At 60.4% G+C, this 23,450-nt stretch carries 16 protein-coding genes and 1 pseudogene; 15 read left to right on the top strand and 2 right to left on the bottom strand.

Translation table 11 applies throughout. From position 1 onward, the window contains the following. Nucleotides 1-123: 123 nt before the first annotated feature. From BJF91_RS13060 to BJF91_RS13005, 12 genes are all read left to right on the top strand, one after another. On the top strand, nt 124-1,050 hold the full coding sequence (locus BJF91_RS13060) for a D-alanine--D-alanine ligase (protein ID WP_075614937.1): 927 nt from the start codon (nt 124-126) through the stop codon (nt 1,048-1,050). A gap of 23 nt (nt 1,051-1,073) precedes the next feature. Next, complete coding sequence (locus tag BJF91_RS13055) at nt 1,074-1,994, top strand: cell division protein FtsQ/DivIB (RefSeq protein WP_075615620.1); 921 nt, start codon at nt 1,074-1,076, stop codon at nt 1,992-1,994. Further along, entirely contained in the window at nt 1,991-3,316 is a 1,326-nt protein-coding gene (gene ftsA, locus BJF91_RS13050) for a cell division protein FtsA (RefSeq protein ID WP_075614936.1), read from the top strand. Before BJF91_RS13055 ends, ftsA begins: the two co-directional genes overlap by 4 nt. 105 nt (nt 3,317-3,421) lie before the next feature. Beyond that, nucleotides 3,422-5,233, top strand: coding sequence for a cell division protein FtsZ (gene ftsZ / locus BJF91_RS13045; protein WP_075614935.1), 1,812 nt, complete (start codon nt 3,422-3,424; stop codon nt 5,231-5,233). Nucleotides 5,234-5,688: 455 nt separating this feature from the next. Further along, nucleotides 5,689-6,645: a UDP-3-O-acyl-N-acetylglucosamine deacetylase gene (gene lpxC / locus BJF91_RS13040; RefSeq protein ID WP_075614934.1), complete on the top strand. Its 957-nt coding sequence runs from the start codon at nt 5,689-5,691 to the stop codon at nt 6,643-6,645. A gap of 468 nt (nt 6,646-7,113) precedes the next feature. Beyond that, nucleotides 7,114-7,986, top strand: coding sequence for an outer membrane protein assembly factor BamD (locus BJF91_RS13035; RefSeq protein WP_184412684.1), 873 nt, complete (start codon nt 7,114-7,116; stop codon nt 7,984-7,986). A gap of 44 nt (nt 7,987-8,030) precedes the next feature. Beyond that, the gene (recN, locus tag BJF91_RS13030) at nt 8,031-9,704 is read left to right on the top strand and encodes a DNA repair protein RecN (RefSeq protein ID WP_075614933.1); all 1,674 of its coding nucleotides are present in this window, start codon (nt 8,031-8,033) and stop codon (nt 9,702-9,704) included. Nucleotides 9,705-9,876: 172 nt separating this feature from the next. After that, the gene (locus BJF91_RS13025; RefSeq protein WP_075614932.1) at nt 9,877-11,325 is read left to right on the top strand and encodes a phospholipase D-like domain-containing protein; all 1,449 of its coding nucleotides are present in this window, start codon (nt 9,877-9,879) and stop codon (nt 11,323-11,325) included. Between the two features lie 144 nt (nt 11,326-11,469). Continuing rightward, complete coding sequence (locus tag BJF91_RS13020) at nt 11,470-12,294, top strand: endonuclease/exonuclease/phosphatase family protein (RefSeq protein WP_075615618.1); 825 nt, start codon at nt 11,470-11,472, stop codon at nt 12,292-12,294. 58 nt (nt 12,295-12,352) lie between these two features. Beyond that, a complete protein-coding gene (gene ligA, locus BJF91_RS13015; protein WP_075614931.1) occupies nt 12,353-14,512 on the top strand; it encodes an NAD-dependent DNA ligase LigA in 2,160 nt (719 codons plus the stop codon). A 392-nt stretch (nt 14,513-14,904) separates the two neighbouring features. Continuing rightward, nucleotides 14,905-15,198: a hypothetical protein gene (locus BJF91_RS13010; protein ID WP_075614930.1), complete on the top strand. Its 294-nt coding sequence runs from the start codon at nt 14,905-14,907 to the stop codon at nt 15,196-15,198. Between the two features lie 326 nt (nt 15,199-15,524). Next, the gene (locus tag BJF91_RS13005; protein WP_075614929.1) at nt 15,525-16,643 is read left to right on the top strand and encodes a metallophosphoesterase; all 1,119 of its coding nucleotides are present in this window, start codon (nt 15,525-15,527) and stop codon (nt 16,641-16,643) included. Between the two features lie 77 nt (nt 16,644-16,720). On the opposite strand, the gene BJF91_RS13000 is transcribed toward BJF91_RS13005, so the two are convergent. Together BJF91_RS13000 and BJF91_RS12995 are read right to left on the bottom strand one after the other, a co-directional pair. Further along, nucleotides 16,721-18,745 carry a DEAD/DEAH box helicase gene (locus BJF91_RS13000; RefSeq protein ID WP_075614928.1) on the bottom strand — a complete coding sequence of 675 codons (2,025 nt, stop codon included), beginning with the start codon at nt 18,743-18,745 and terminating at the stop codon, nt 16,721-16,723. A gap of 173 nt (nt 18,746-18,918) precedes the next feature. After that, nucleotides 18,919-19,509 (bottom strand): GNAT family N-acetyltransferase, encoded by a 591-nt coding sequence (locus tag BJF91_RS12995; RefSeq protein WP_075614927.1) that lies wholly within the window; start codon nt 19,507-19,509, stop codon nt 18,919-18,921. A 1,650-nt stretch (nt 19,510-21,159) separates the two neighbouring features. On the opposite strand from BJF91_RS12995, the pseudogene BJF91_RS25570 reads away from it, so the two are divergent. From BJF91_RS25570 to BJF91_RS12980, 3 genes and pseudogenes are all read left to right on the top strand, one after another. Then, nucleotides 21,160-21,744, top strand: a pseudogene (locus BJF91_RS25570) (methyl-accepting chemotaxis protein); the annotation flags it as partial. Between the two features lie 186 nt (nt 21,745-21,930). After that, nucleotides 21,931-22,575 (top strand): 3'-5' exonuclease, encoded by a 645-nt coding sequence (locus tag BJF91_RS12985; RefSeq protein ID WP_075614925.1) that lies wholly within the window; start codon nt 21,931-21,933, stop codon nt 22,573-22,575. Nucleotides 22,576-22,641: 66 nt separating this feature from the next. Beyond that, nucleotides 22,642-23,130, top strand: a complete 489-nt coding sequence (locus tag BJF91_RS12980; RefSeq protein ID WP_075614924.1) for a CreA family protein — start codon at nt 22,642-22,644, stop codon at nt 23,128-23,130. The last annotated feature ends 320 nt before the right edge of the window (nt 23,131-23,450 follow it).

The following is a 23,450-nucleotide window of genomic DNA, read 5'->3' as shown; positions in this document are numbered from 1 at the left end:
GTAAACGGTTCATTAACCTTAATGGCGTTTTATGAGGGCAAGCGCATGAAGTGGCGCGATTCGCGCCGCAAGTGAGGCGCAAGAAGAGGCGGGAAACCGCAGTTGTTTGGTTTGGGTGCGTGAATGGCTAAGAAGCATGTTGCTGTGTTGCTGGGTGGATTTTCGTCGGAAAGGCCTGTAAGCCTCGCCTCCGGAACCCCTTGCGCGGCAGCACTTGAAGAGCAGGGCTATCGCGTCACCCGGGTCGATGTCGACCGCAATATTGCCAGCGTTTTGCAGGAACTGAAGCCGGATGTCGTCTTCAACGCGCTGCATGGCCCCTTCGGCGAAGATGGCACCATTCAGGGCATCCTCGAATATCTCTCCATTCCCTATACCCATTCCGGTGTGCTGGCCTCGGCGCTTGCCATGGACAAGATGCAGGCCAAGATCGTGGCTGCTGCGGCTGGCGTTCCGATCGCCTTTGCCCGGCAGATGTCGCGTTTCGATATCGGCAATACCCATCCGATCGCGCCGCCCTATGTGGTGAAGCCGGTGCGCGAGGGGTCGAGCTTCGGCGTCGTGATCGTCAAGGAAGATCAGTCGCATCCGCCCCAGGTTCTGGGATCGTCCGAATGGCGCTATGGCGATACCGTGATGGTCGAATCATATGTTGCCGGACGCGAATTGACCTGCGGCGTGATGGACGGCAAGGCGCTTGCAGTGACAGAAGTGGTCGCCAAGGCGAACACATTCTACGATTACGACTCCAAATATGCTGCTGGCGGCTCCGAGCATGTCATTCCGGCACAAATTTCACCGAAAATTTACCAAAAAATACAAGACTTGGCGGTCAGGGCTCATCAAGCGATCGGGTGCCGTGGCGTCAGTCGGTCCGACTTCCGTTACGACGACCGTTTCTCTGAAGATGGCGATCTGATCTGGCTGGAAATCAACACCCAGCCGGGCATGACGCCGACATCGCTGGTGCCTGAAATGGCCGCACATGCGGGCATTTCCTTTGGTGAATTCGTCAGCTGGATGGTGGAGGACGCGTCTTGTTCGCGGTAAGGGGTGGTCGTTCCGGAAAAGGACTGAAGTCTGTCAAGGCTCGCAAGCCGGCGCCCTACCGTGCGCCGAGCCTGGCCGATGACGGCCTGATGATTCTGCCGCGTCCTGCACGCAGGATGATGCGCTTCGTCATCGCGCTCTGCTCCGGCAAGGTTGCGGTGCCAGAACATCTCGGCAAGGTTTCGTTTGCGGCCTACGTCGTTGCGGTTGCTGGTTTCGGCATCGTGCGTGGCGGCCATTGGCCCGATTTCGCCGAGGCCATGACCTCGACCGCCGGCTTTGCCGTCGAAGACGTCAAGCTGTCTGGCAACGTGCATACGTCCGAGATCGACGTGCTGCAGTCGCTCGGCCTTGATGGCGCTACCTCGCTTGTCGCGATCAATGCTGACGATGCCCGCCGTAAGGTCGCGGCGTTGCCGTGGGTCGAGCAGGTCGAAGTGCGCAAGATTTATCCTCGCACCATCGAAGTGAACATCAAGGAACGCGAGGCTTACGGCATCTGGCAGCACGGTTCCGACCTCTCGCTGATCGAGAAGGACGGCAGCATCATCGCGCCGCTGCGTGACAACAAGTTTGCAACTCTGCCGCTGTTCGTTGGTCGCGATGCCGAGGCCGCTGCCCAGGATATCGCGGGTGAATTTGCCGCCTGGCCGAAGATCACCGGCCGCGTCAAGGCCTATGTCCGCGTCGCCAGCCGCCGCTGGGATCTCTATCTCGACAACGGCGTCGTGGTGAAACTGCCTGAAGACGATGTCGATGCCGCCATGGCGCGCCTCGCCAAGATGGATGCAGATCAACAATTGCTGGATCGCGACATCGCTGCCGTCGATCTCAGGCTCTCCGACCGGATGACCGTACAGCTGACCCCCGAGGCGCTTGCGCGCCGACAGGCAGCCGTGACGGCCCGCGCCAAGGCGCTGGCAAAGGCGGAGAAGGAGACATGAGCGTATTCGGTTCCTCTTTCGGATTGCCCCGCATGAAGCCATTGTCGCACAAGCGTAGCCACGTCGTATCGGTTCTCGATATCGGCTCCACCAAGGTCGTCTGCATGATCGGCCGGCTGACGCCGCGCAAGGAAAGCGACGTGCTGCCGGGCCGCACCCACAATGTCGAGGTGATCGGCATCGGCCATCAGCGGTCGCGCGGCATGAAGTCCGGCGTCATCTCCGACATCGAATCGGTGGAAAGCGTCGTGCGGCTCGCCGTCGATGCCGCCGAGCGCATGGCCGGGCTGACTGTCGATAGCCTTATCGTCAACGTTTCGGCCGGCCGGATCGGCTCCGACGTCTATACCGCCACCATCGATCTTGGCGGCCAGGAAGTCGAAGGCGCCGACCTGAAGCGGGTTCTGTCCGCCGCCAGCCATCAGTCGCAGCGGCGCGACCGGGTTCTCCTGCATTCGCTGGCCACGGGCTTTTCGCTCGACGGCGAGCGCGGCATCCGCGATCCGCTCGGCATGTTCGGCGATACGCTTGGTGTCGACATGCATGTGGTGACGGCCGAGCGTCCGGCGCTGAAGAATCTCGAGCTTTGCATCAATCGCGCTCACCTGACCGTCGAAGGTCTGGTAGCAACGCCCTATGCCAGCGGTCTTGCCGCCCTGGTCGACGACGAAGTCGAGCTCGGCTGTGCCGCAATTGACATGGGCGGCGGCACGACGACTATCTCGGTGTTTGCCGAAGGTAAGCTGATCCATACGGATGCGATCGCCATTGGCGGCCATCACGTCACCACCGATCTTGCCCGTGGTCTTTCGACCCGGATCGAAGATGCCGAGCGGCTGAAGGTGGTGCATGGTTCGGCCTTCGCCAACGGCTCGGAAGAGCGTGATGTTGTTGCAATTCCGCCAATCGGCGAAGACGATCGCGATTTACCGATCCAAGTTCCACGTTCTTTGCTGACGCGAATCATTCAAGCGCGTATTGAAGAGACTCTGGAGATGATTCGCGACCGGATCCACGCATCGGGCTTTAGCCCCGTGGTCGGTAAGCGATTGGTCCTGACCGGCGGCGCAAGCCAATTGACCGGTCTTCCGGAAGTCGCGCGGCGGATGCTCGCCCGCAACGTTCGGATCGGACGGCCGATGGGCGTTTCTGGTCTGCCTGTGGCAGCCAAGGGACCGGCCTTCTCCACCGCGGTAGGTCTGATGATCTACCCGCAGGTGGCCGATCAGGAGATCGCTGTGGGGCAGGGAGGCTTGTTCTCCTCTGGCTCCGGCAACAGCCGCATGATGCGCGTGGGACAATGGTTGAAAGAGAGTTTTTGAGGACCTGCGCCTTGCGGGCGGAAGACCGATTCGAGGCGCGATCAGCAATAGAGACAAGACATGGCCAGCGTGGCGATGCGGCCAGGGAAAGAAGGAACGGGTAACATGACCATCAATCTGAACAAGCCGGATATTACCGAACTGAAGCCGCGCATCACCGTATTCGGCGTTGGCGGTGGCGGCGGCAATGCCGTCAACAACATGATCACCGCCGGTCTTCAGGGCGTGGATTTCGTTGTTGCCAATACCGATGCCCAGGCCCTGACCATGACTAAGGCAGAGCGGATCATCCAGCTCGGCGCCAATGTCACCGAAGGTCTCGGCGCAGGCTCGCAGCCGGAAGTTGGCCGCGCCGCTGCCGAGGAATGCATTGATGAGATCATCGATCACCTGAATGGCACTCACATGTGCTTCGTCACCGCCGGCATGGGCGGCGGCACCGGCACGGGTGCAGCTCCCGTCGTGGCCCAGGCCGCCCGCAACAAGGGCATCCTGACCGTCGGCGTCGTCACCAAGCCGTTCCATTTCGAAGGCGCGCGCCGCATGCGTCTGGCTGAAGCCGGCATCGACGCCCTGCAGAAGTCGGTCGACACGCTGATCGTCATCCCGAACCAGAACCTGTTCCGCATCGCCAACGATCGCACGACCTTTGCCGATGCCTTCGCCATGGCCGACCAGGTTCTTTATTCCGGCGTTGCCTGCATCACCGACCTGATGGTCAAGGAAGGCCTGATCAACCTCGACTTCGCAGACGTCCGTTCTGTGATGCGCGAGATGGGCCGCGCCATGATGGGCACCGGCGAGGCTTCCGGCCCAGGCCGTGCGCTTCAGGCTGCCGAAGCTGCCATCGCCAACCCGCTGCTCGACGAAACCTCGATGAAGGGCGCCCAGGGCCTGCTGATCTCGATCACCGGTGGTCGTGACCTGACCCTGTTCGAAGTCGACGAAGCCGCAACCCGCATCCGCGAAGAAGTCGATGCCGACGCCAACATCATCCTCGGCGCGACCTTCGACGAAGCGCTGGAAGGCCTGATCCGCGTCTCCGTCGTTGCGACAGGCATCGACCGCGCCGCCAATGCTCTGGAAGCCCGCGGCGCTGAAATGCGCACGATTTCCAAGCCGATGATCCGTCCTTCGGCCGCCATCCCGCAGGCCGCTCCTGCTCCGCAGCCGGCACCGGTCGCTGCTGCACCGGTCGCACCGGCTGCTCCTGCACCATCGATCTTCGCAACACGTCCGCTCGACCCGGTCGCCGAGCAGATCCGCAATGCCGAAGCTGAAATGGAACGCGAGCTCGAAATCGCCGTCGCCCGTCAGGCTGCCATGTCGGCTCAGCCTGTTGCCGCACAGGCTCCAGTCGCTGCTGCTCCGGCCGCTGACGATTTCCGCCCGCAGAGCAAGCTGTTTGCCTCCTTCGCAGCTCCGGAACAGCCGGTTGCCCGCGCACCGCAGCCAGCACCAGCCATGCAGCCTGCCGCTCCTGCTCCGCAGCCGACGTTCCGCCAAGAGCCCGTTGCGCCTGTGGTTCGTCAGGAACCGGCCGCTCCGGTCATGCGTCAGGCCGAACAGTCCCGCATGCCGAAGATGGAAGATTTCCCGCCGGTCGTGCAGGCAGAACTCGATCACCGCAGCCAGCCAGCCGCCCAGCAGGCTTCCGAGGATCGTGGTCCGATGGGCCTTCTGCGCCGCATCACCAACTCGCTTGGCCGCCAAGAAGATAATGTCTCGGCTGACATGACCACGCCGGCTCCGGCTGCTGCGTCCCAGCAGCGCCGTCCGCTGTCGCCGGAAGCAAGCCTCTACGCGCCGCGTCGCGGCAATCTTGACGACCAAGGCCGTCAGGTGCCGCAGAGCCGTGCTGCTCACGATGACGATCAGCTGGAAATCCCGGCCTTCCTGCGCCGCCAGTCCAACTGAGGTCAGATCGACTGAGATTAAGGATGAGGTCGGAGAATCGGTGTCCCCGGTTTTCCGACCCGCTTCTTCCTCTCAGGTGATTCCAGAGGGCAAACCGATCGATTTCGAACCGATCGGTTCGTTTTTACGTAAATTTCTGGGGAGCCCGGGTCACGAGACCCGGGCTTGCCTGTTTCGTCACCCGGTTTTTTTGGTGAGACAGCACCGGTAATCCACAGTTTTCCAAGGCCTTTTCAAAGATTCGGTTTCGTAACAATCGGAAAGAAACATTGATTTGGATTGTTGCGTTTCCAAACGTATATCCCGGATAACGAAGAGCGCGAGACGGGCCGGTATCCGGCCGAAAGAACCAGCAGACGAGCGGCGGCCGGGCGTGATCAGGCAACCGCGAACGGAGCCGGGTCCAAGGCAAGGCGGCTGGCGCGGGAATTGAAGACTTGAAAGGGTGAATTTTTATGGCAATCGGGTTGTTGAGCTTTCAGACCACTATCGCTCAGCCGGTCACCCTGAAGGGTATCGGCGTGCATTCCGGTCAGCCCGTCACCATGAGCTTTCTGCCGGCTGAAGCCGGAACCGGCGTGGTTTTCCACCGCCAGCACGCCAATGGTTCCGTCACCGAATTGAAAGCAGTCGCCTCGCAGGTCGGCAATACCGATCTTTCCACCGTTCTCGGCTCTTCGCCGACCCATTGGGTTGCCACCGTCGAACACGTGATGGCCGCTATTTATTCGCTCGGCATCGACAACCTGGTCGTTGAGGTTGATGGTCCGGAAACGCCTGTCATGGACGGCAGCTCTGCTGTTTATATCGACGCCATCGAACAGGCCGGCATTGTTAGCCTCGGTGTAAAGCGCCGTTATATCCGCGTGATGAAGCCTGTTCGCGTCGACAACGGTGCGTCCTGGGCGGAGTTCCGTCCCTATGAAGGTACGCGCTTCGAAGTCGAAATCGACTTCGATTGCCCGCTGATCGGTCGCCAGTCCTGGCAGGGCGATTTGACGGCTCAGACCTTCAAGCAGGAATTGTCGCGCGCCCGCACCTTCGGCTTCATGCGTGATGTCGAGCGTCTCTGGGCTGCTGGTCTCGCGCTCGGCTCGTCGCTGGAAAATTCCGTCGTCATCTCTGACGATGATAAGGTCGTCAATATCGAAGGCCTGCGCTATCCGGACGAATTCGCCCGCCACAAGACTCTGGACGCCGTTGGTGACTTGGCTCTCGCTGGCGCACAGTTCATTGGCTGCTACCGTTCCTATCGCGGTGGCCACAAGATGAATTCCATGGCTCTCAAGGCTCTGTTGTCCGACGCTTCGGCCTATGAAGTGGTTGAGGCTCCCGGCGCCCGCGGCGGCAAGGCCCGCGCTCGCGAATTCGTTGCGATCAACGCTCCTGGCTTTGCGCCCTGGACGGCGTAAGTCGCCAAAAAACGATCCAGTCGGCATTCGTCGACAAATCACAGACGGCGCCGTGAGGCGCCGTTTTGCATATGTGCTTCTGCTTCTGTCCTCACGTTTTCTGGGGACGGGACGACTAACGGCGCGAAATGGGCTGGACCGGACGAGGTTTCGCAAGAATGATCGCGACGGCATAATCCTTAAATCGGAATCGACTCAAGCATTGTGCCGGGGATTTAAAGTTTTACAGCGTCCTCTGCGCGTTTTATAAGACGCGTGGCGCTGTAGAGGAGGCGCTTTTCATCTGCCAGTTTGCCTTTCACGGCAAGTCGGGTGTGATGATGGCGGGAGAAAACGAGGGATTATGGCGGAGCGCCATAAAAATGCGTTAAATCATCACCATTGCGTTGCCCTGCCGTTATCTTTATGGCTAAAACGCCATGCGGACGCGATGGCTTTTGAAGCGCCGCTGCAATTGGGATCTGTCGTATGAGTGAAGTGAAGCCTTCCATGATCAACCAGTCAGCACGGATGCTTGCCATTTGCTTGTCCGTCGTCAGTGTTGCGCCTCTTTTGAGCGCCTGCAACACCGACAAGGACATCGATATTACCAAGCTCAGTGCTGAGACCGATCCTCCGGAACAGCTTTACGATCAGGGTCTCGCCAATATCAAGGCTGGAAATCTCGCCGAAGCGTCGCGTAAGTTTGACGCCGTCGACAAGCAGAACCCGTTCTCGGATTGGTCGCAGAAGGCGCTTGTCATGAGCACTTTCGTCAAATATCGCCAGGGCAAGTATACCGAGGCGATCGCAACCGGTACGCGCTACATGACGCTCTATCCGTCGACCAAGGATTCGGCCTATGTTCAGTATCTGATCGGCCTGTCCAACTGGCGCCAGATCCCGAACGTCACGCAGGACCAGAAATATTCTGCCCGTACGCTTGAGGCGATGGACAAGCTGGTGAAGACTTATCCGACCTCCGAATATGTTTCGGATGCTCAGGAAAAGATGCGTTTTGCCCGTGACCAGCTGGCCGGCAAGGAAATGCAGATCGGTCGCTACTATCTGGAGCGTAAGGAATATCTCGCTTCGATCCAGCGCTTCCGTAATGTCGTTGAGCAGTATCCGACCACAAACCAGATCGAGGAAGCGCTGGCGCGTCTCGTCGAAGCCTATTATGCCATGGGCGTGGTGCAGGAAGCGCAGACGGCGGCAGCGGTTCTCGGTCACAATTATCCTGACAGCAAGTGGTACAAGGACAGCTTCGATCTGCTGAAGAACGGCGGCGTCTCGCCGCAGGAATCGCAGGAAAGCTGGATTTCCAAGGCCGGCAAGAAACTGCTGCTCGGCTCGTCCTGATCATAGACGGTTCCTCCGTCGTCTTGCGAGAGATGTAAACACCCATGCTCGTCCAGCTTTCGATCCGTGACATCGTCTTGATCGAGCGGCTCGACCTCGGCTTCTCGGCCGGTCTTTCCGTGCTCACCGGTGAAACCGGGGCAGGGAAATCCATATTGCTCGACAGCTTGTCGCTGGCCCTCGGTGGGCGCGGCGATGGCTCGCTGGTGCGCCATGGCGAGGACAAGGGGCAGGTGACCGCCGTGTTCGACGTGGCCATGACCCATCCGGCTCGGCTGATGCTGCGCGAAAACGGCATCGATGACGATGGCGACCTGATTTTCCGCCGGGTGCAGTCGGCGGATGGCCGTACCCGCGCCTATGTCAACGACCAGCCGGTCAGCGTCCAGTTGATGCGCCAGGCGGGCCAATATCTCGTTGAAATTCACGGCCAACATGACGATCGCGCCCTGGTCGATACCGGCGCTCACCGGCTGCTGCTCGATGCTTTTGCCGGCCTGACCGAAGAGGCACAGGCGCTTGGCGAGAGCTATCGCCGCTGGCGCGAGGCCGAACGGAGCTTCAAGACCCACAAAGCCAAGGTTGAAGCCGCCGCCCGCGAGGCCGACTATCTGCGCGCCTCCGTCGAGGAGCTGGAGGGTCTCAGCCCGCAGGACGGTGAGGAAGAGGATCTGGCCGAACGCCGCTCGCGCATGCAGAAATCCGAGCGAATCGCCGGTGACATTGCCGAGGCTAGCGAATTCCTGAACGGCAATGGCTCGCCCGTGCCGATGATCGCTTCGCTGATGCGGCGGCTGGAGCGCAAGAGCGCCGAGGCGCCCGGTTTGTTGGAGGATACGGTCAGCCTGCTGGAAACCGCCCTCGATACGTTGTCGAGCGCGCAGATGGAGGTTGAATCGGCGCTCAGGCGTACTGAATTCGATCCGCGAGAACTGGAGCGTGTCGAGGAGCGTCTGTTTGCGCTGCGTGCTGCCGGTCGCAAATATTCCGTCATGGTCGCTGACCTTCCCGCGCTTGCCGAAAAGATGATCACCGATCTCGCTGATCTCGATGCCGGCGAGGAAAAACTCGGCAAACTGGAAAAGGCTGTGACCGAGACCAAGGCCGCCTATTTCTCCGCCGCCAAGTCCCTGTCCGACAAGCGCAGCAATGCTGCGGCCTCGCTTGCCGATGCCGTTATGCAGGAATTGCCCGCCCTGAAGCTGGAGCGCGCCCGCTTTATGGTCGAAGTGACTGCGGACGGCGACAATGCGACGGCCGATGGCATCGATGTCGTGGAATTCCATGTCCAGACCAATCCTGGCACGCGGCCCGGCCCGATCATGAAGGTCGCCTCCGGCGGTGAATTGTCCAGATTCCTGCTGGCTTTGAAAGTAGCGCTCGCCGATCGTGGCTCGGCGCCGACCCTGGTGTTTGACGAGATCGACACCGGCGTTGGTGGTGCTGTGGCCGACGCTATCGGCCAGCGGCTGAAACGGCTCTCGGAGCGGGTGCAGGTGCTCTCCGTTACCCATGCGCCGCAGGTGGCAGCGCGGGCCGCCACGCATCTCCTCATCTCCAAGGGACCGGCAAGCGACGGCAGCGAGAAGATCGCCACCCGTGTGGCGATGATCGGACCCGACCACCGTCGCGAAGAAATCGCCCGCATGCTGGCCGGCGCCTCCGTCACCGACGAGGCGAGGGCGGCTGCGGCGAAGTTGCTGGCCGGCGATCACTGACAGATATTGACGCGGTGGGCGTTGCTCGCAACAATCCGCGTTCAGTCGCTCGGCTCTTCGGCGGCGGGCGCGATGAGGGGAACAAAGCCATGTGCCAGACGTTTGCGCCCATCTACCTCAAGTCCGTGCTGCGTCTTGCCGCATTCTCCTGCCTCCGTTCCCCCGGTCCTTGATGCTCGACCTGATTTCCCACTACTGGCCGCATCTTCTATTCATCCTGTCGACGGTGATGGGCACGGTTGCGGCCGTGCATGCGGCCATGACCAAGCGCGACGTGCGATCGGCGATTTCCTGGGTTGGGGTGATCATCCTCTCGCCGGTCATCGGCGCGCTGATCTACGCGATGGCCGGCGTCAACCGCATGCGCCGCGCCTCCTATATGGCGCGCAGGGCGTTGCGTCGCAGCCAGATGGAAGGCGTGCTGTCGCATTACGCCGTTGCGGAAGGCGAGGTTAGCGCGCAATTCGGCGGTAGGCTCGAGGCGCTGCGGCATCTGGGCGAGCGGGTCACCCGTCATCCGCTGACGTCAGGTAACCGGTTGGTGCCCCTTGCGAGTGGCGACGCGGCCTATGACGCCATGTGCGCGGCAATCGATGCCGCTCAGCACAGCGTGTTGCTGGAGACCTATATTTTCGATCGCGATTCCATCGGATTGCGGGTTGCCGATTGCCTGATCGCGGCGCGGCGGCGCGGCGTCGAGGTGCGGGTGCTGATCGACGCCGTCGGGGCCCGCTACAGCGTGCCGAGCATTGTCGGCTATCTCGAGGAAGGTGGCGTGCTGGTCGCGTCGTTCAACGGCAAGGTCATCGTTGGCCTCCGGCTGCCCTATGCCAATCTGCGCACCCATCGCAAGATCTTGGTTGTGGACGGTGCTGTCGGCTTCATGGGAGGCATGAATATTCGCGAGGCCTTTGCCGGGCCGCATGCAGCGCGAGACACGCATTTCCATGTCACCGGGCCTGTCGTCGCTGAACTGTTTTCCGTGGCCGCTGACGACTGGCATTTCGAGACGGAGGAGGCGCTCAATAGCGAGGCCTGGCAATTGCATCTCGCTGCAGGCGAGGCGGGGGCAACGCCATTCGCCCGTGCCGTCGTGTCAGGGCCGGATGCGCATCTGGAAAGCAATCACCGCATGCTGATCGGCGCCTTTTCGGTGGCCGAGCATTCGATCCGCATCATGTCTCCCTATTTCCTGCCCGATGGTATTTTCCTTTCCGCCTTGGCGACCGCAGCGCGCCGTGGCGTGGCGGTGGAGATCATCGTACCCTCCAAAAACAATCTCGCCGTCGTCAGCCATGCGATGAATGCTCAATTCGAGCAAATCATCCGCGACGGCTGCCGGATCTTTCGCTCGGCTGGACCGTTCGATCATTCCAAGCTTTTGGTCGTCGATGACAAATGGGCCTTTGTCGGCTCTTCCAATCTCGACGCCCGGTCGCTGCGGTTGAATTTCGAGATCGATCTGGAAGTCTATGATGAAGAATTTGCCGGCTTCGTTGCTGCCCGCATGGATGAGAGCCGCGAGGGCGCCGAGGAGGTGACGCTGGAGGCGCTGCATAACAGGCCGTTCCTGCTGAAACTGATGCAGCGGGTGCTGTGGCTAGGGTCGTTGATGCTGTGAAACGGTGGACATGCAAAGTCTGAAACTTATTTCCCAGAGCTTGTCAGGGAAAAGTGGAAACCGGTTTTCCCGAAGAGACAAGCGAAATCAAAAGAGGTTAGAGCCGGCAGGTTCGATCTGAACCTGACAGGCTCCTAGATGGTCATGACGAAAAAGCCTCACTCCCTTCGCCGGCAAATGCTGACTTCGCTGCGCAATCGCCGCAGCCGGCCGTCGGCTGGCATGGACAACGCGGCAAAGGAACGGCCAGGCCTGCTGGTTGCTTCCTACAATGTCCACAAATGCGTTGGCATTGACGGCAAATTCGATCCGGAGCGGATCGCCCATGTAATCCGCGAGATCGGCCCCGACGTGATCGCGCTGCAGGAGGCCGATCAGCGATTCGGCGAGCGGCTTGGGCTGCTAGATTTGCAGCGGCTGCAGGGGGAGACGGGCCTTAGTCGGGTCGCCGTGTCGGGTCTTGCAAAAAGCCATGGCTGGCGCGGCAATGTGCTGCTGTTTCGCGAAGGCGTGGTGCGCAATGTGCATCCTTTCGTGCTGCCGGGGCTGGAGCCGCGCGGCGCGGTGGTGGCGGAAATCGAGCTCAGCGGCGGGCGCGAACTCAGGATCATCGCCGCGCATCTCGGTCTGTTGCGCTGGGCGCGCCGCCAGCAGGCAGATTTCATTCTCGGCCTGATGCGCGAGCGGGCGGATTGCCCGACCGTGCTGATGGGCGATTTCAACGAATGGCGGGTCGGGCCGGGTTCTGCGCTCAACCGGCTGGAGCCGATGTTCGGCCCGTTGCCGCCGCCGGTCCCAAGCTTTCCGGCGAGGCTGCCGGTGCTGGCGCTGGACAGGATCATGACCAACCGCCCCGGGTTGATCGCCGAGATGCAGGTGCATGACAGCCCGCTCGCCCGGCTCGCGTCCGACCATCTGCCGCTGAAAGCGTGGATCGATCTCGACAAGGCGACCATGCCGACCGCATGAGCTCTTTTTTTTCAGGTAATTTCGGGTAAGACCTGAACGCGTTATCAGGGAGACAGCCATGGCGGATGCATTGATCGCGGTCGAGGATTTGAGCGAAGAGCAGGCGAGGGCGGAATTGACCCGGCTGGCCGCCGCCATTGCCCATCACGACGCGCTCTATCACGGCAAGGACCAGCCGGAGATTTCCGACGCCGACTACGATGCACTGAAACGCCGCAATGACGCGATTGAGGCGCGGTTCCCGACGCTGGTGCGCACCGATAGCCCCTCGCAGCGCGTGGGTGCTGCACCCGTCGGCATCTTCTCTCAGGTCACCCATGCCCGACCGATGCTGTCGCTGGACAACGTGTTTTCCGATGAGGACGTCACGGATTTCGTCGCTTCCGTCTATCGGTTTCTCGGCGTCATGCCTGACAATTCCATCGCGTTTACCGCCGAACCTAAGATCGACGGCTTGTCGATGTCGATCCGCTACGAGAACCGCAAGCTCAAGACGGCGGCGACGCGCGGTGACGGTGCGACCGGCGAGAATGTCACGGCCAATATCCTGACCATCAAGGAAATCCCGACCGAGCTTCCCGCTGACGCGCCTGACGTGGTGGAAGTGCGCGGTGAAGTCTATATGGCGAAAAGCGACTTCCTGGCGCTCAACGCGCAAATGGAGGCAGAGGGCAAGCAAACCTACGTCAATCCGCGCAACACGGCAGCAGGCTCGCTGCGCCAGCTTGATCCCAAGGTGACGGCCAGCCGCAAGCTGAAATTCTTTGCCTATGCCTGGGGCGAGATCAGCACCATGCCAGCCGAGACGCAATCGGGCATGGTTGAGGCCTTCAAGCGCTGGGGTTTTCCGGTCAATCCGCTGACACGCAGGCTGTCTTCCGTCGAGGAGATCATTGCCCATTACCGTGAGATCGGCTTGCAGCGTGCCGATCTGGATTACGACATCGATGGCGTGGTCTACAAGGTCGACCGGCTGGACCTGCAGGCACGGCTCGGCTTTCGCTCGCGCTCGCCGCGCTGGGCGACGGCGCATAAGTTTCCGGCCGAACAAGCCTTTACCAAGGTCGAGGCCATCGACATCCAGGTGGGTCGCACCGGCGCATTGACGCCGGTGGCGCGGCTGGAGCCGATCACCGTCGGCGGTGTTGTCGTGACCAATGCGACGCTGCACAATGCCGACTATATCGAAGGCATTGGCAATGGCGGCGAACGCATCCGCGAAGAGGGCCATGATATCCGCATCGGCGATACCGTGATCGTGCAGCGGGCCGGCGATGTCATTCCGCAAGTTCTGGACATTGTGCCGGAGAAGCGTCCCGAGACCGCTGTTAAATACGAGTTTCCCAAGACCTGCCCGGTCTGCGGCAGCCATGCGGTGCGCGAAAAAAACGAGAAGACCGGCAAGCTCGATTCGGTGACGCGCTGCACTGGCGGCTTCGTCTGCTCGGCTCAGGCCAAGGAGCATATCAAGCACTTCGTCTCCCGCAATGCCTTTGACATTGAGGGTCTCGGCACCAAGCAGGTGGACTTCTTCTTCGACAGCGAAGATCCGGCGCTGCAGATCCGCACCGCGCCCGAGATTTTCACGCTGAAGAAGCGGCAGGAAGGCTCGACGCTGACCAAGCTGGAAAACATCGAAGGTTTCGGACGGGTCAGCGTGCGCAAGCTGTTCGACGCAATCGATGCAAGGCGCGACATCGCCCTTAATCGCTTCATCTTCGCGCTTGGCATCCGTCATGTCGGCGAAACCACTGCCAAGCTGCTGGCCCGCTCCTACGGCTCCTACAAGGCCTTTGCCGAGGCAATGCAGCAGGCAGCCCCGAAATTCGGGGAGGCATGGAACGAGTTGAACAGCATCGAGGGCATCGGCGAAGTCGTCGCCGCCTCGATTGTCGAGTTCTTCAAGGAACCCCGCAATCTCGACGTGGTCTCACGGCTGCTGGAAGAAGTGACGCCGCTTGATGCGGAAGCGGTGGTGGCCGGTGATAGTCCCGTTGCCGGCAAGACGGTGGTTTTCACCGGCTCGCTGGAGCGCTTCACCCGTGACGAGGCCAAGGCCCGTGCCGAAGGTCTCGGTGCCAAGGTGGCGGGGTCGGTGTCGAAAAAGACCGATTACGTGGTGGCAGGTCCCGGCGCCGGCTCCAAGCTGGACAAGGCGCGCGAGCTTGGTGTTGCCGTGATGACCGAGGATGAATGGCTGGACCTGATCGGCGGTTGATTAATGCGTTTCTGACGCCTTGATGAGGCAATCGCCGCGTTGGTAGAGGCTCTCAAATTTCAGCCGGGCGTAATGTAATGCCCTGCGGCGTCATGCAGTTTGTCAAACGCATATGGACTGCGGCCTCAATAAAAATCTGCTGCATAATTTTTTTTCTGAATCGATTCCGGTTTAAGGAATTATGCAATAGTGCGGGCGCATGTCTTTCAATGCGCAGAGGAAATCTGGGCCAGGGCTGTTTGCGCCGAGGGATATCGAGGCGGAGCACCTTGCGGTTTTGATCTTGTTCATGCCGGGTTTGTCACGTCGCTCGACGTCTTTTTCGGCATCGATATCGTGGGGACATTATGCGTTTACTGACAAGTTTTATATGCGGCGTGGCCGCTCTTACCATGGCTTCAACCGTTTCTGCTGCATCCGGTAGCCACCGTTTTCTATTCGTCAACAAGACCAACTCGGCAATCATCCGGCTGACCTTCCGTTCCATAGACGGCAAGGGCGGCAAGGTGGAAGTTTTGAATGGCCATAGTGTCGGCAAGAACCAAAGCCGCATCGTTACCGTGCCGAATGACGGCACCTGCAAATATGGCGTGCTGGGAGAGATGGAGCAGGATTCCGGCTATTATGACCTGATGAGCAAAGCCGATCTTTGCAATCTCGGTCAGTTTACGCTGCGAGGCAAGTAAGCCTAGGGGCGTTTATCTCAAATGAAGGTGAGTGAGCCGGTGCGTTTGGAGTGGGCGGTTATCCCTTGACGATGCCTCCCGTTCCGCCGCCGGCTGACCACCGCCCAGAATTTGTCCAAGACTTTCCGAGCGCATGGCGGAACCGGAAGCACAGTTTCTCAATTCGAATGTCAGATGGCGGCCGCAGGCAGGTTGCCCCATAATTTCTTCTCAGTCTTTAGCTTGTCTCCTGCCGATGTCCATGAACTGGCATCTTTGTGGTTTTCGGCAGTGATCCATTGTCGGATGCGGCCCGTATGCAGGGGAACAGGTCAAGGATGTAATTGATGTTTCATGTAATTTTCGGTCTTCCGTGGTTGATTGTGCTTGTGCGCTTCATCGAGCCCTTGCCGTGGCTATGGTCCGTGAAAACGATTGTGGCGATCATTCTCCTGCTCGCCTCTCAGTATCATTTGATCAGCCGGATCAGCTCCGGCTCTGTCTTCTCGCCCGAATTGCCCAGGCCGGCGATCATTGCGTTTAATTTTCTGCTCGGGGCACTCTTCCTTCTGGCTCTGTTTCAAATTGCTCTCGATCTGGTCTCCCTTATGCTTATGGCGGTGAAGGGCCATTTTCCGCTGGTGCCTCCGGTCCTGCGTTATATCATTGGAGGCGTTGCGCTTGCGCTGTCTGCCATCGGTGTCGGGCAGGCCATTCGCGTGCCGCCCTTAAAGGACATAGAGATTGCCATTCCCAGGCTGCCGCCGGCTTTTGACGGTTATCAGCTCATCCAACTGACCGATCTGCATATCAGCCGCTTGTTTCCGGCACCGTGGGCCGCGGCTGTCATCTCCAAGGCAAACGAACTTGACGCCGACATGATCGTGATTAGCGGTGACCTCATCGATGGCGATCTCGATCATCGCCGTGCAGATGTCGAGCCGCTGGCGAAGCTCAGGGCGCGTGATGGTGTCTATGCCATTCCCGGCAATCACGAATATTTCTTCGATCAGGGCGCCTGGATGGCTCACTTCAAGGGACTTGGGCTGACGATGCTCGAAAACGCCCATGTCGTGATCGAGCGCCAAGGTCAGCGGCTGACCTTGGCCGGGGTCAACGATCTTTCCGCCGCCCGGGCAGGCTCTCCCGTGTCGGATCTGCCTCTTGCCATCAGGAATGCGCCCGCCGATGCGCCGATCATTCTCCTCGATCACCAGCCGATGCAGGCTGAAAGATCGGCCGCCGCGGGTGTCGCCCTGCAGCTCTCAGGCCATACCCATGGTGGAATGATCGTCGGCTTCGACCGGTTGTTTGCCCGTGCCAACAACGGCTTCGTCTCTGGCCTTTATCAGGTCGGCGCCATGCAGCTTTATGTCAACAACGGCACCGCCCTCTGGCCGGGCTTTGCCCTGCGGCTCGGCAAGCCGTCGGAGCTGACGCGCATTACGTTGAGGCGGAGCGATTGACGGGGCGGCCAGTTCTGTTCGCGGTAATAGAAAAAGCCCGGACATGCTTTCGCGTGCCCGGGCTTTGAATTCTCACCTCAGCCCTTCGGTTTGAAGCTCTTCTTCTTGGCGCCGGCCGGACCGTCGAACTTGGCCTTCGGCTTGTCGCCATAAGATGGCTTGCCGCTTTTGCCGGCATAGGCGGGCTTGTCGCCCTTCGGCTTGCCAGACCAGTCTGTCTTAGGCTTGTCCCAGCTTTTGCTGTCGCCCGAAGCATTGGACTTTTTCTTGGACGAGGCTGGCTTGGAATCACCCCAGACGTCGGCATCGGCCTTGGCCATGTCGTCCTTGTAGACGCGGCGTTCCGGGGCTTCGCTCTTGGCGGCATAGGGCTTCTTGTCGCCATAGGCGGCGCGCGGCTTGCGTTCGGCAAAGTCGCTGTCGTCGCGCGGTGGGCGCGCAGCGCGTTCCTTTGGCGGGGCATTGAAATCGGGCATGCCGGGCAATTGCTTGACGACAATGCCGCGTTCCAGCGTCTTGTTGGGGCCAAGCGCTGTCAGGAACTGGTCGAGATTGGCTTGCGCGATTTCCACGAAAGTCTCTTCCGGCTGCATCTTGATAGCGCCAATTTCATTCTTGGTGATGTTGCCGTTGCGGCAAAGCATCGGGATCAGCCAGCGCGGCTCGGCGCTCTGCCGGCGGCCGACCGACAGCGAAAACCAGACGCTGGGGCCGAATTCGCTGCGCGGGCGCGGCGGCGTGTTGGGCTGGAAGTCGTCGTTTTCGCGGCGGGGGCGCTCCGGCTGGATTTTCACATCCATCAGGTCTTCAGGGGCCGAGCGGGTGCTGCGATAGGCGCGCAGATAGGCGGCGGCAATCTTTTCGGCGCCGTGTGCCTCAAGCAACCGGGCAATAGTCGCGCCTTCTTCCTCGGTGATGGTCTCGCTGAAAACAGGATCGGCCAGCAGCCGCTCGTCGTCGCGGGCGATAACTTCGTCGGCAGACGGAGGCTTGACCCAGGCAGCCTGAACATTGGCGCCGCCGAGAATGCGTTCTGCCTTGCGGCGCTGGCTCATCGGCACGATCAGGGCTGAAACGCCCTTGTTGCCGGCGCGCCCGGTGCGGCCTGAGCGGTGCAGCAGGGTTTCGGAATTGGTCGGCAGATCGGCATGGATAACCAGTTCCAGGCCGGGCAGGTCGATGCCTCGGGCCGCAACGTCGGTGGCCACGCAGACACGGGCGCGGCCGTCACGCATGGCCTGAAGCGCATGGGTACGCTCGCTTTGCGACAACTCGCCTGAGAGCGCCACGACCGAGAAGCCGCGATTGTGCAGGCGGGCGGTCAGGTGATTGACGTTGGCGCGGGTCGAGCAGAACACGATAGCATTGCGCGCTTCGTAGTAGCGCAGCGCGTTGATGATCGAATTTTCCTTGTCGGCCGGTACGGTCAACATGGCGCGATATTCGATATCGACATGCTGCTTCTGTTCCGACACGGTCTCGATGCGCTTGGCATTGCGCTGATAGCTGCGGGCGAGATCGGCGATGGAGCGCGGCACAGTGGCCGAGAACATCAGCGTGCGACGCTCGTCCGGCGATTCCTTCAGGATGAATTCCAGGTCTTCGCGGAAGCCGAGATCCAGCATTTCATCGGCTTCGTCCATGACGACGGCGCGAAGGCCCGAAAGGTCGAGGGCGCGGCGGGTAATATGGTCGCGCAAGCGGCCCGGGGTGCCAACGACGATATGCGCGCCGCGTTCCAGCGCCCGGCGCTCGTTTCTGATATCCATGCCGCCGACGCAGGTGGCGAATATCGCGCCGGTGTTTTCATAGAGCCATTCTAGCTCACGCTGCACCTGCAAGGCCAGTTCGCGGGTCGGGGCGATGCACAGCGCCAAAGGCTTGACGGCGCGGTCGAAACGATTCTCGCTTCCGAGCAGGGTCGGTGCAAGTGCGAGACCAAAGGCCACTGTCTTGCCGGAACCTGTCTGAGCCGAAACCAGCGCATCCCGGCCTTCGAGATCGCTATCGATCATCGCCTGCTGGACCGGGGTGAGGGTGGCATAGCCACGTTTGCGCAAGGCCTCGGCAATCGCCGGGACGATGCCGTCATAATCAGTCATGGGGTCATCTCTCGAAAATGTCTATCATCGGGTCGCGCACAAAGCGCAACGCCCGCCGATTGCGGGCATGTTTGGGCTGTTCCTACCCTCCAAACCTCGGAAAGTACAGGGGTGAACCTCAAAAAGCGCCCAACAAGGTGAAAGGACCGGGCTGTCTCTTCTTTGCCCGGTCCTTAGGAAGTCCCTTCTGCCTGGCATGAACGCGTGCTCAGAGCACTGACGCGCGCCATGGCGTAGGCGTCGACAAAGGCGCCGGCGCGTAGTGCAAAGGCGCGATGCGTGCCTTCGACGGTAAAGCCGAAGCTCTCGTAAAGCGCGATGGCCGCGGCATTGTCGACAAATACCGTCAGTTCAAGCCTGACGATGTTCAGCCAGTCGTCGGCGATTGCCACAAGCTCGCCAATCAGCGCCCGACCGATACCACGGCCGTGATAGGCGTCGTGAACGGCAATGCCGAGGCTGCCCGCGTGGCTGCGGCGGCCAATCGCCTGGGTCAACCCGGCATTGCCGACCACTCGCCCATCCATGATGGCCACAAGCGACATGCCCTGGGACTGGCGGTCCTCGATATATTTTCGCACATTGGCTTCAACAGGGTAGGGCGGCCGCAACGTTCCGGCGCGCACGCCCGGCAGGCTTTGAAGAGCGGCAATATCGGCGGCATCGTCGGGATGCTGGGCGCGGATGACGAGCCCATCAGGCCAGCGGGCATTGGCGGCAACAGGGCTGGCGGCTGCGATGGACGGGGCGGGTTTATCAGGCATGGCTGTTCTCCTTATCAGTCAAGAGAGCAGCGGTGCGTTCAAACCCTGCTCTTCATGGCAGGGTTTGCAGGGATGATCGCGTCTAGTTCACGACGACACGACCAAAGCCCCACGTTCCCTGCGGAACGGTGGTGACGGTGGTCATGAGATGGGTCGAGCAAAGTGCGATCATGTGCGTAAGTTTTCCCGAGGATCGGGCCGAAGTCAAGTGTGATGCTGCAATGCAGCGTGGCGACGCGATATTCCGGAAATTGCAATCTGAAATACTTATTTTTTAGTATTATTTAAATTAATATCAGCGAACACTCATTGAGTTTCCGGGGCTGTCCTCTTCAGTTGGCGCGCAGATTGCGGCGTCATTGATACGGCAGGCGCACTCATGTGATGGTTAAGGAGTATTGCGGCATGGGCAAACTGAGCCTTTCTAGAAGCCTCGCCTTATTCGGGGCAAGTTTGTTCGTCGGGTTGGTCCTGTCGAGTGGCATCATGTTCTATGCCCTGACGCGGCTGAAGGTAAACGGGCCGGTTTATGAGCGGATCGTCTACGCCAAGGACGTAATTGCCGATATTCTGCCGCCGCCGCTGTTTGTGATCGAGGCTTACGTTGCCGCCACGGACGCGGGTTCGGAGCCGGCGCGGCTTCAGGCCAATGCCGAAGAACTGGCGCGACTGCGTCGCAGCTTCAATGAGAGGATTGCCTTCTGGCATGGCGTCGAACTGCCGTCGAAACTCGATCATCTGCTGAGGGACGGGGTGGAGCCGGCCAGCGCCATCTTCTGGCAGGAAGTGGAAACAGTATTGCTGCCAGCGCTTAAGGCGGGGCGTAGCGCGGATAGCGAAAAGAGCCTGACACGCCTGCGTGATCTTTACCTCGCCCAGAAGGCCGCCGTCGAAAAGCTGGTTGCGGCCTCTAATGAGGATCTTCACTCAATCGAAACAGCAGCCGCCTCGACATCAGCCATTCTGCAAGGTTTTGCGGTTGCGGCAGCCGGGGTTTCCGCTCTCATCCTCTGCGTCGGGCTTTATGGCTTCCGCCGCTCCGCCATCGGCCCCATGCAGGATTTTCAGCGCTTTATGACCGGACTTGCGGAAGGCAATTTCGATCTGACGGTTCCTTTCCTCAATCGCCATGACGAAGTTGGCAAGATGGCAAAGGCCGGCGCGGTGCTGCGCGAAGCGGCGATCGAGCGGCGGCGGATGCGCGAGGCAGAACGCAGCCGCGACGAAATTGAAATGCAGCAGGGCGCTCAGCGATTGGCCCAGCAGGCGGCCCAGGCCGCGGCTCTTCAGCAGGTCGTGGGCGACCTCGGTGCGGCGCTCGACCGGCTTGCGCAATTCGACCTGCGCATGACCCTGGACCATCCCTTTGCTGCGGATTTCGAGCCGTTGCGTCTCAATCTCAACAAATCGCTCGGCCTGTTTCAGGCGACCATGGCCGACATCATGACTAAGGTGGAGCAGGTCAAAGGCAGTGCCGCCGATCTCTATGGTCAGGTCACGTCGATTGCCGAGCGCACGGAAAGCCAGGCCGTTGCTCTGAAACAGGCGGCTGTGGCCATCAATCAGATCAGTGGCAATGTCGATGTCAATTCCTCGCGCAGCGCCGAAACCAAGGGGCAGACGATGGAAGTGCGCGGTGTGGTCGAGCGTTCGGCTTCAGTAGTGCAGCAGGCGGTGGCAGCGATGTCGCGCATCGAAGACGCTTCCGGCAAGATCGCTTCCATTACCGGGGTGATCGACGAGATCGCCTTCCAGACCAATCTCCTGGCGCTGAATGCCGGCGTAGAGGCGGCGCGTGCTGGTGAAGCGGGCAAGGGCTTCGCGGTGGTTGCTCAGGAAGTGCGCGATCTTGCGCAGCGTTCGGCCAATGCCGCCAAGGAAATCGAAAGCCTGATCTCGACCTCCAATCAGGAAGTGACACAGGGTGTCGACCTGGTGCGTCGCACCGGCGATTCGCTAGGCGAGATTCAAAACCGAATGACCGGTATTGCCGCAGGCATCGAAGCGATCGCCGATAGTTCGGCGGCGCAGTCGGCAAGCCTCAAGGATATGACCGAGATGGTTGGTCAGATGGACCATATGACTCAGCAGAATGCCGATCTTTCCAAAGCCTGCAGCGACGTTGCGCATGTGATGAGCGACGGTGCCGAGGGTCTGAAGAGCCTGGTGGACCGCTTCCTGCTCGCCGATGTCAGGATCGGGCAATCCGCAGGGGGCCGGAACCGGGCCGCCTGAGTAGCGCGCGTTTTTGTAGGGGTAGGGGGTCGGCTCGCGCGGGCCAGGTAAGAGCGACGCCCTGGAGCGTCTCAGTGTCTGGTCGACGCTGGGACGCTTTGTCTTTTAGTTCATTTGCCGCGGCAGAGGCCGTGGTCTGCCGGTGCCCGGATTGCCCGAATCACGTCAACGGCTTATGCCGGATCAATGTCAGCACTTGCGCCCAGAATTATTGCCGTAGACTTCGAGACCGCCAATGAAGAGCGCGGCAGTGCCTGCTCCGTTGGACTGGCCTTCATCGAGGGCGGACGGGTCGTGCGGGTCGAGGAACGGTTGATCCGGCCGAAGACGATGCGATTTTCCTCCTTCAACATTGCCATTCACGGCATCCGTCCTGAAGATGTCGAGGATGCCGGTGAATTTCCTGAAGTGATGGATGAATTTGCCGACGATTTTGCCGGCGCGATGATGATTGCCCACAATGCCGCCTTCGACTTTTCGGTCTGGCGTGCCTCGGCCGACCTTTACCAGCAGCTCTATCCGAGCTTTTCCTACGCCTGTAGCGTCAAGCTGGCGCAGAAGGCCTGGCCGCATCTGCCATCGCATCGGTTGAATGTGCTGGCCAATTATCTCGGCCTCAGCTTCCGTCATCACAATGCCGCCGAGGATGCCGATATCTGCGCCCGGGCGGTGATCGCCATGCTGGAGCACAAGCAGGCCGAGAGTGTTGAGGAGCTTGCGGCTCTGCTCGACCTTTCGATCGGTCGGTTGTTTCCGGGCGGCTACCAGTCCTGCTCATTCCGCAGGCCGGGTAAAGCCAAACCCGCTATTCCCGTCTCCGTCGCGGTGTAAGCCTCCTGCTCTTGTAACCGGTGCGGCAAGCCATATGTCTTGTCGACTGTGATGCTGGAGGGAAGAATGTTGAAGAGACGTGGATTTTGGGCAGCTGTCGCCGGTGCCGTTCTGCTGTCGGTGCCTGCCGTGGCCGGTGTCGTCGGCAAAGTCGGGGTCGACTGGGTCGGCAACGATATCGTGGTCGAGGCTTTTCCGGACCCAGGCGTCAAGGGTGTGACTTGTCATGTCACCTATTTCGACCGCTCGCTCATCGATAGATTGCATAAGGGTAATTGGTTCGAAAACCCGTCTAACAGCTCTATCGCCTGCCGCCAGACAGGGGCGATCGAGATCGGCGACATCAACTTGTCAAAGGGCGGCGAGGAAGTGTTCCGTCAGGGGCAGTCGTTGATCTGGAAGTCACTGGTGGTCAACCGCATCTACGATAAGGAAAACGATACGCTCGTCTACCTGATCCACTCCCGCCAGGTCGTTGATGGCTCCGCTAAAATGGCAATTTCGACGGTGCCTCTGTTCAACCAGAGCGTCAACTGGACGAAGGGAAAGCCGTAAGGCGATATTTGTGGTGTCCTGATACCAAAAAAGGTCAGCTTTTAGATTATTTGTCGCCATATTTGATCTCGTCACGGCTTCCGTGCCGCAACGTCATGGTGCAGATTGCCGCGGCGTGGGGGCGTTGGGGGACCAAGAGGTTAGATGGTTAATTCCAGCACGACCGGCGGCCCGCCCGCCTGTCTCCGTGCCGGGCGATCTCTGCTCCTGGGGATCGTGGGACCGAGAGAGTGAAAACCGCCCTTATGCCACCGGGGCAGTTTTCCAAAAGCAAAAGACCTGTCCGCTCTTCAGGGCGGACAGGTCTCTCACCAAAGGTC

The sequence above is a fragment of the Gillisella taibaishanensis genome (genome assembly GCF_001938985.1).
GTDB lineage: Bacteria > Pseudomonadota > Alphaproteobacteria > Rhizobiales > Rhizobiaceae > Allorhizobium > Allorhizobium taibaishanense.
The sequence above is the reverse complement of the archived record's forward strand: the minus strand, read 5'-3'. Positions and strand labels throughout refer to the sequence as shown.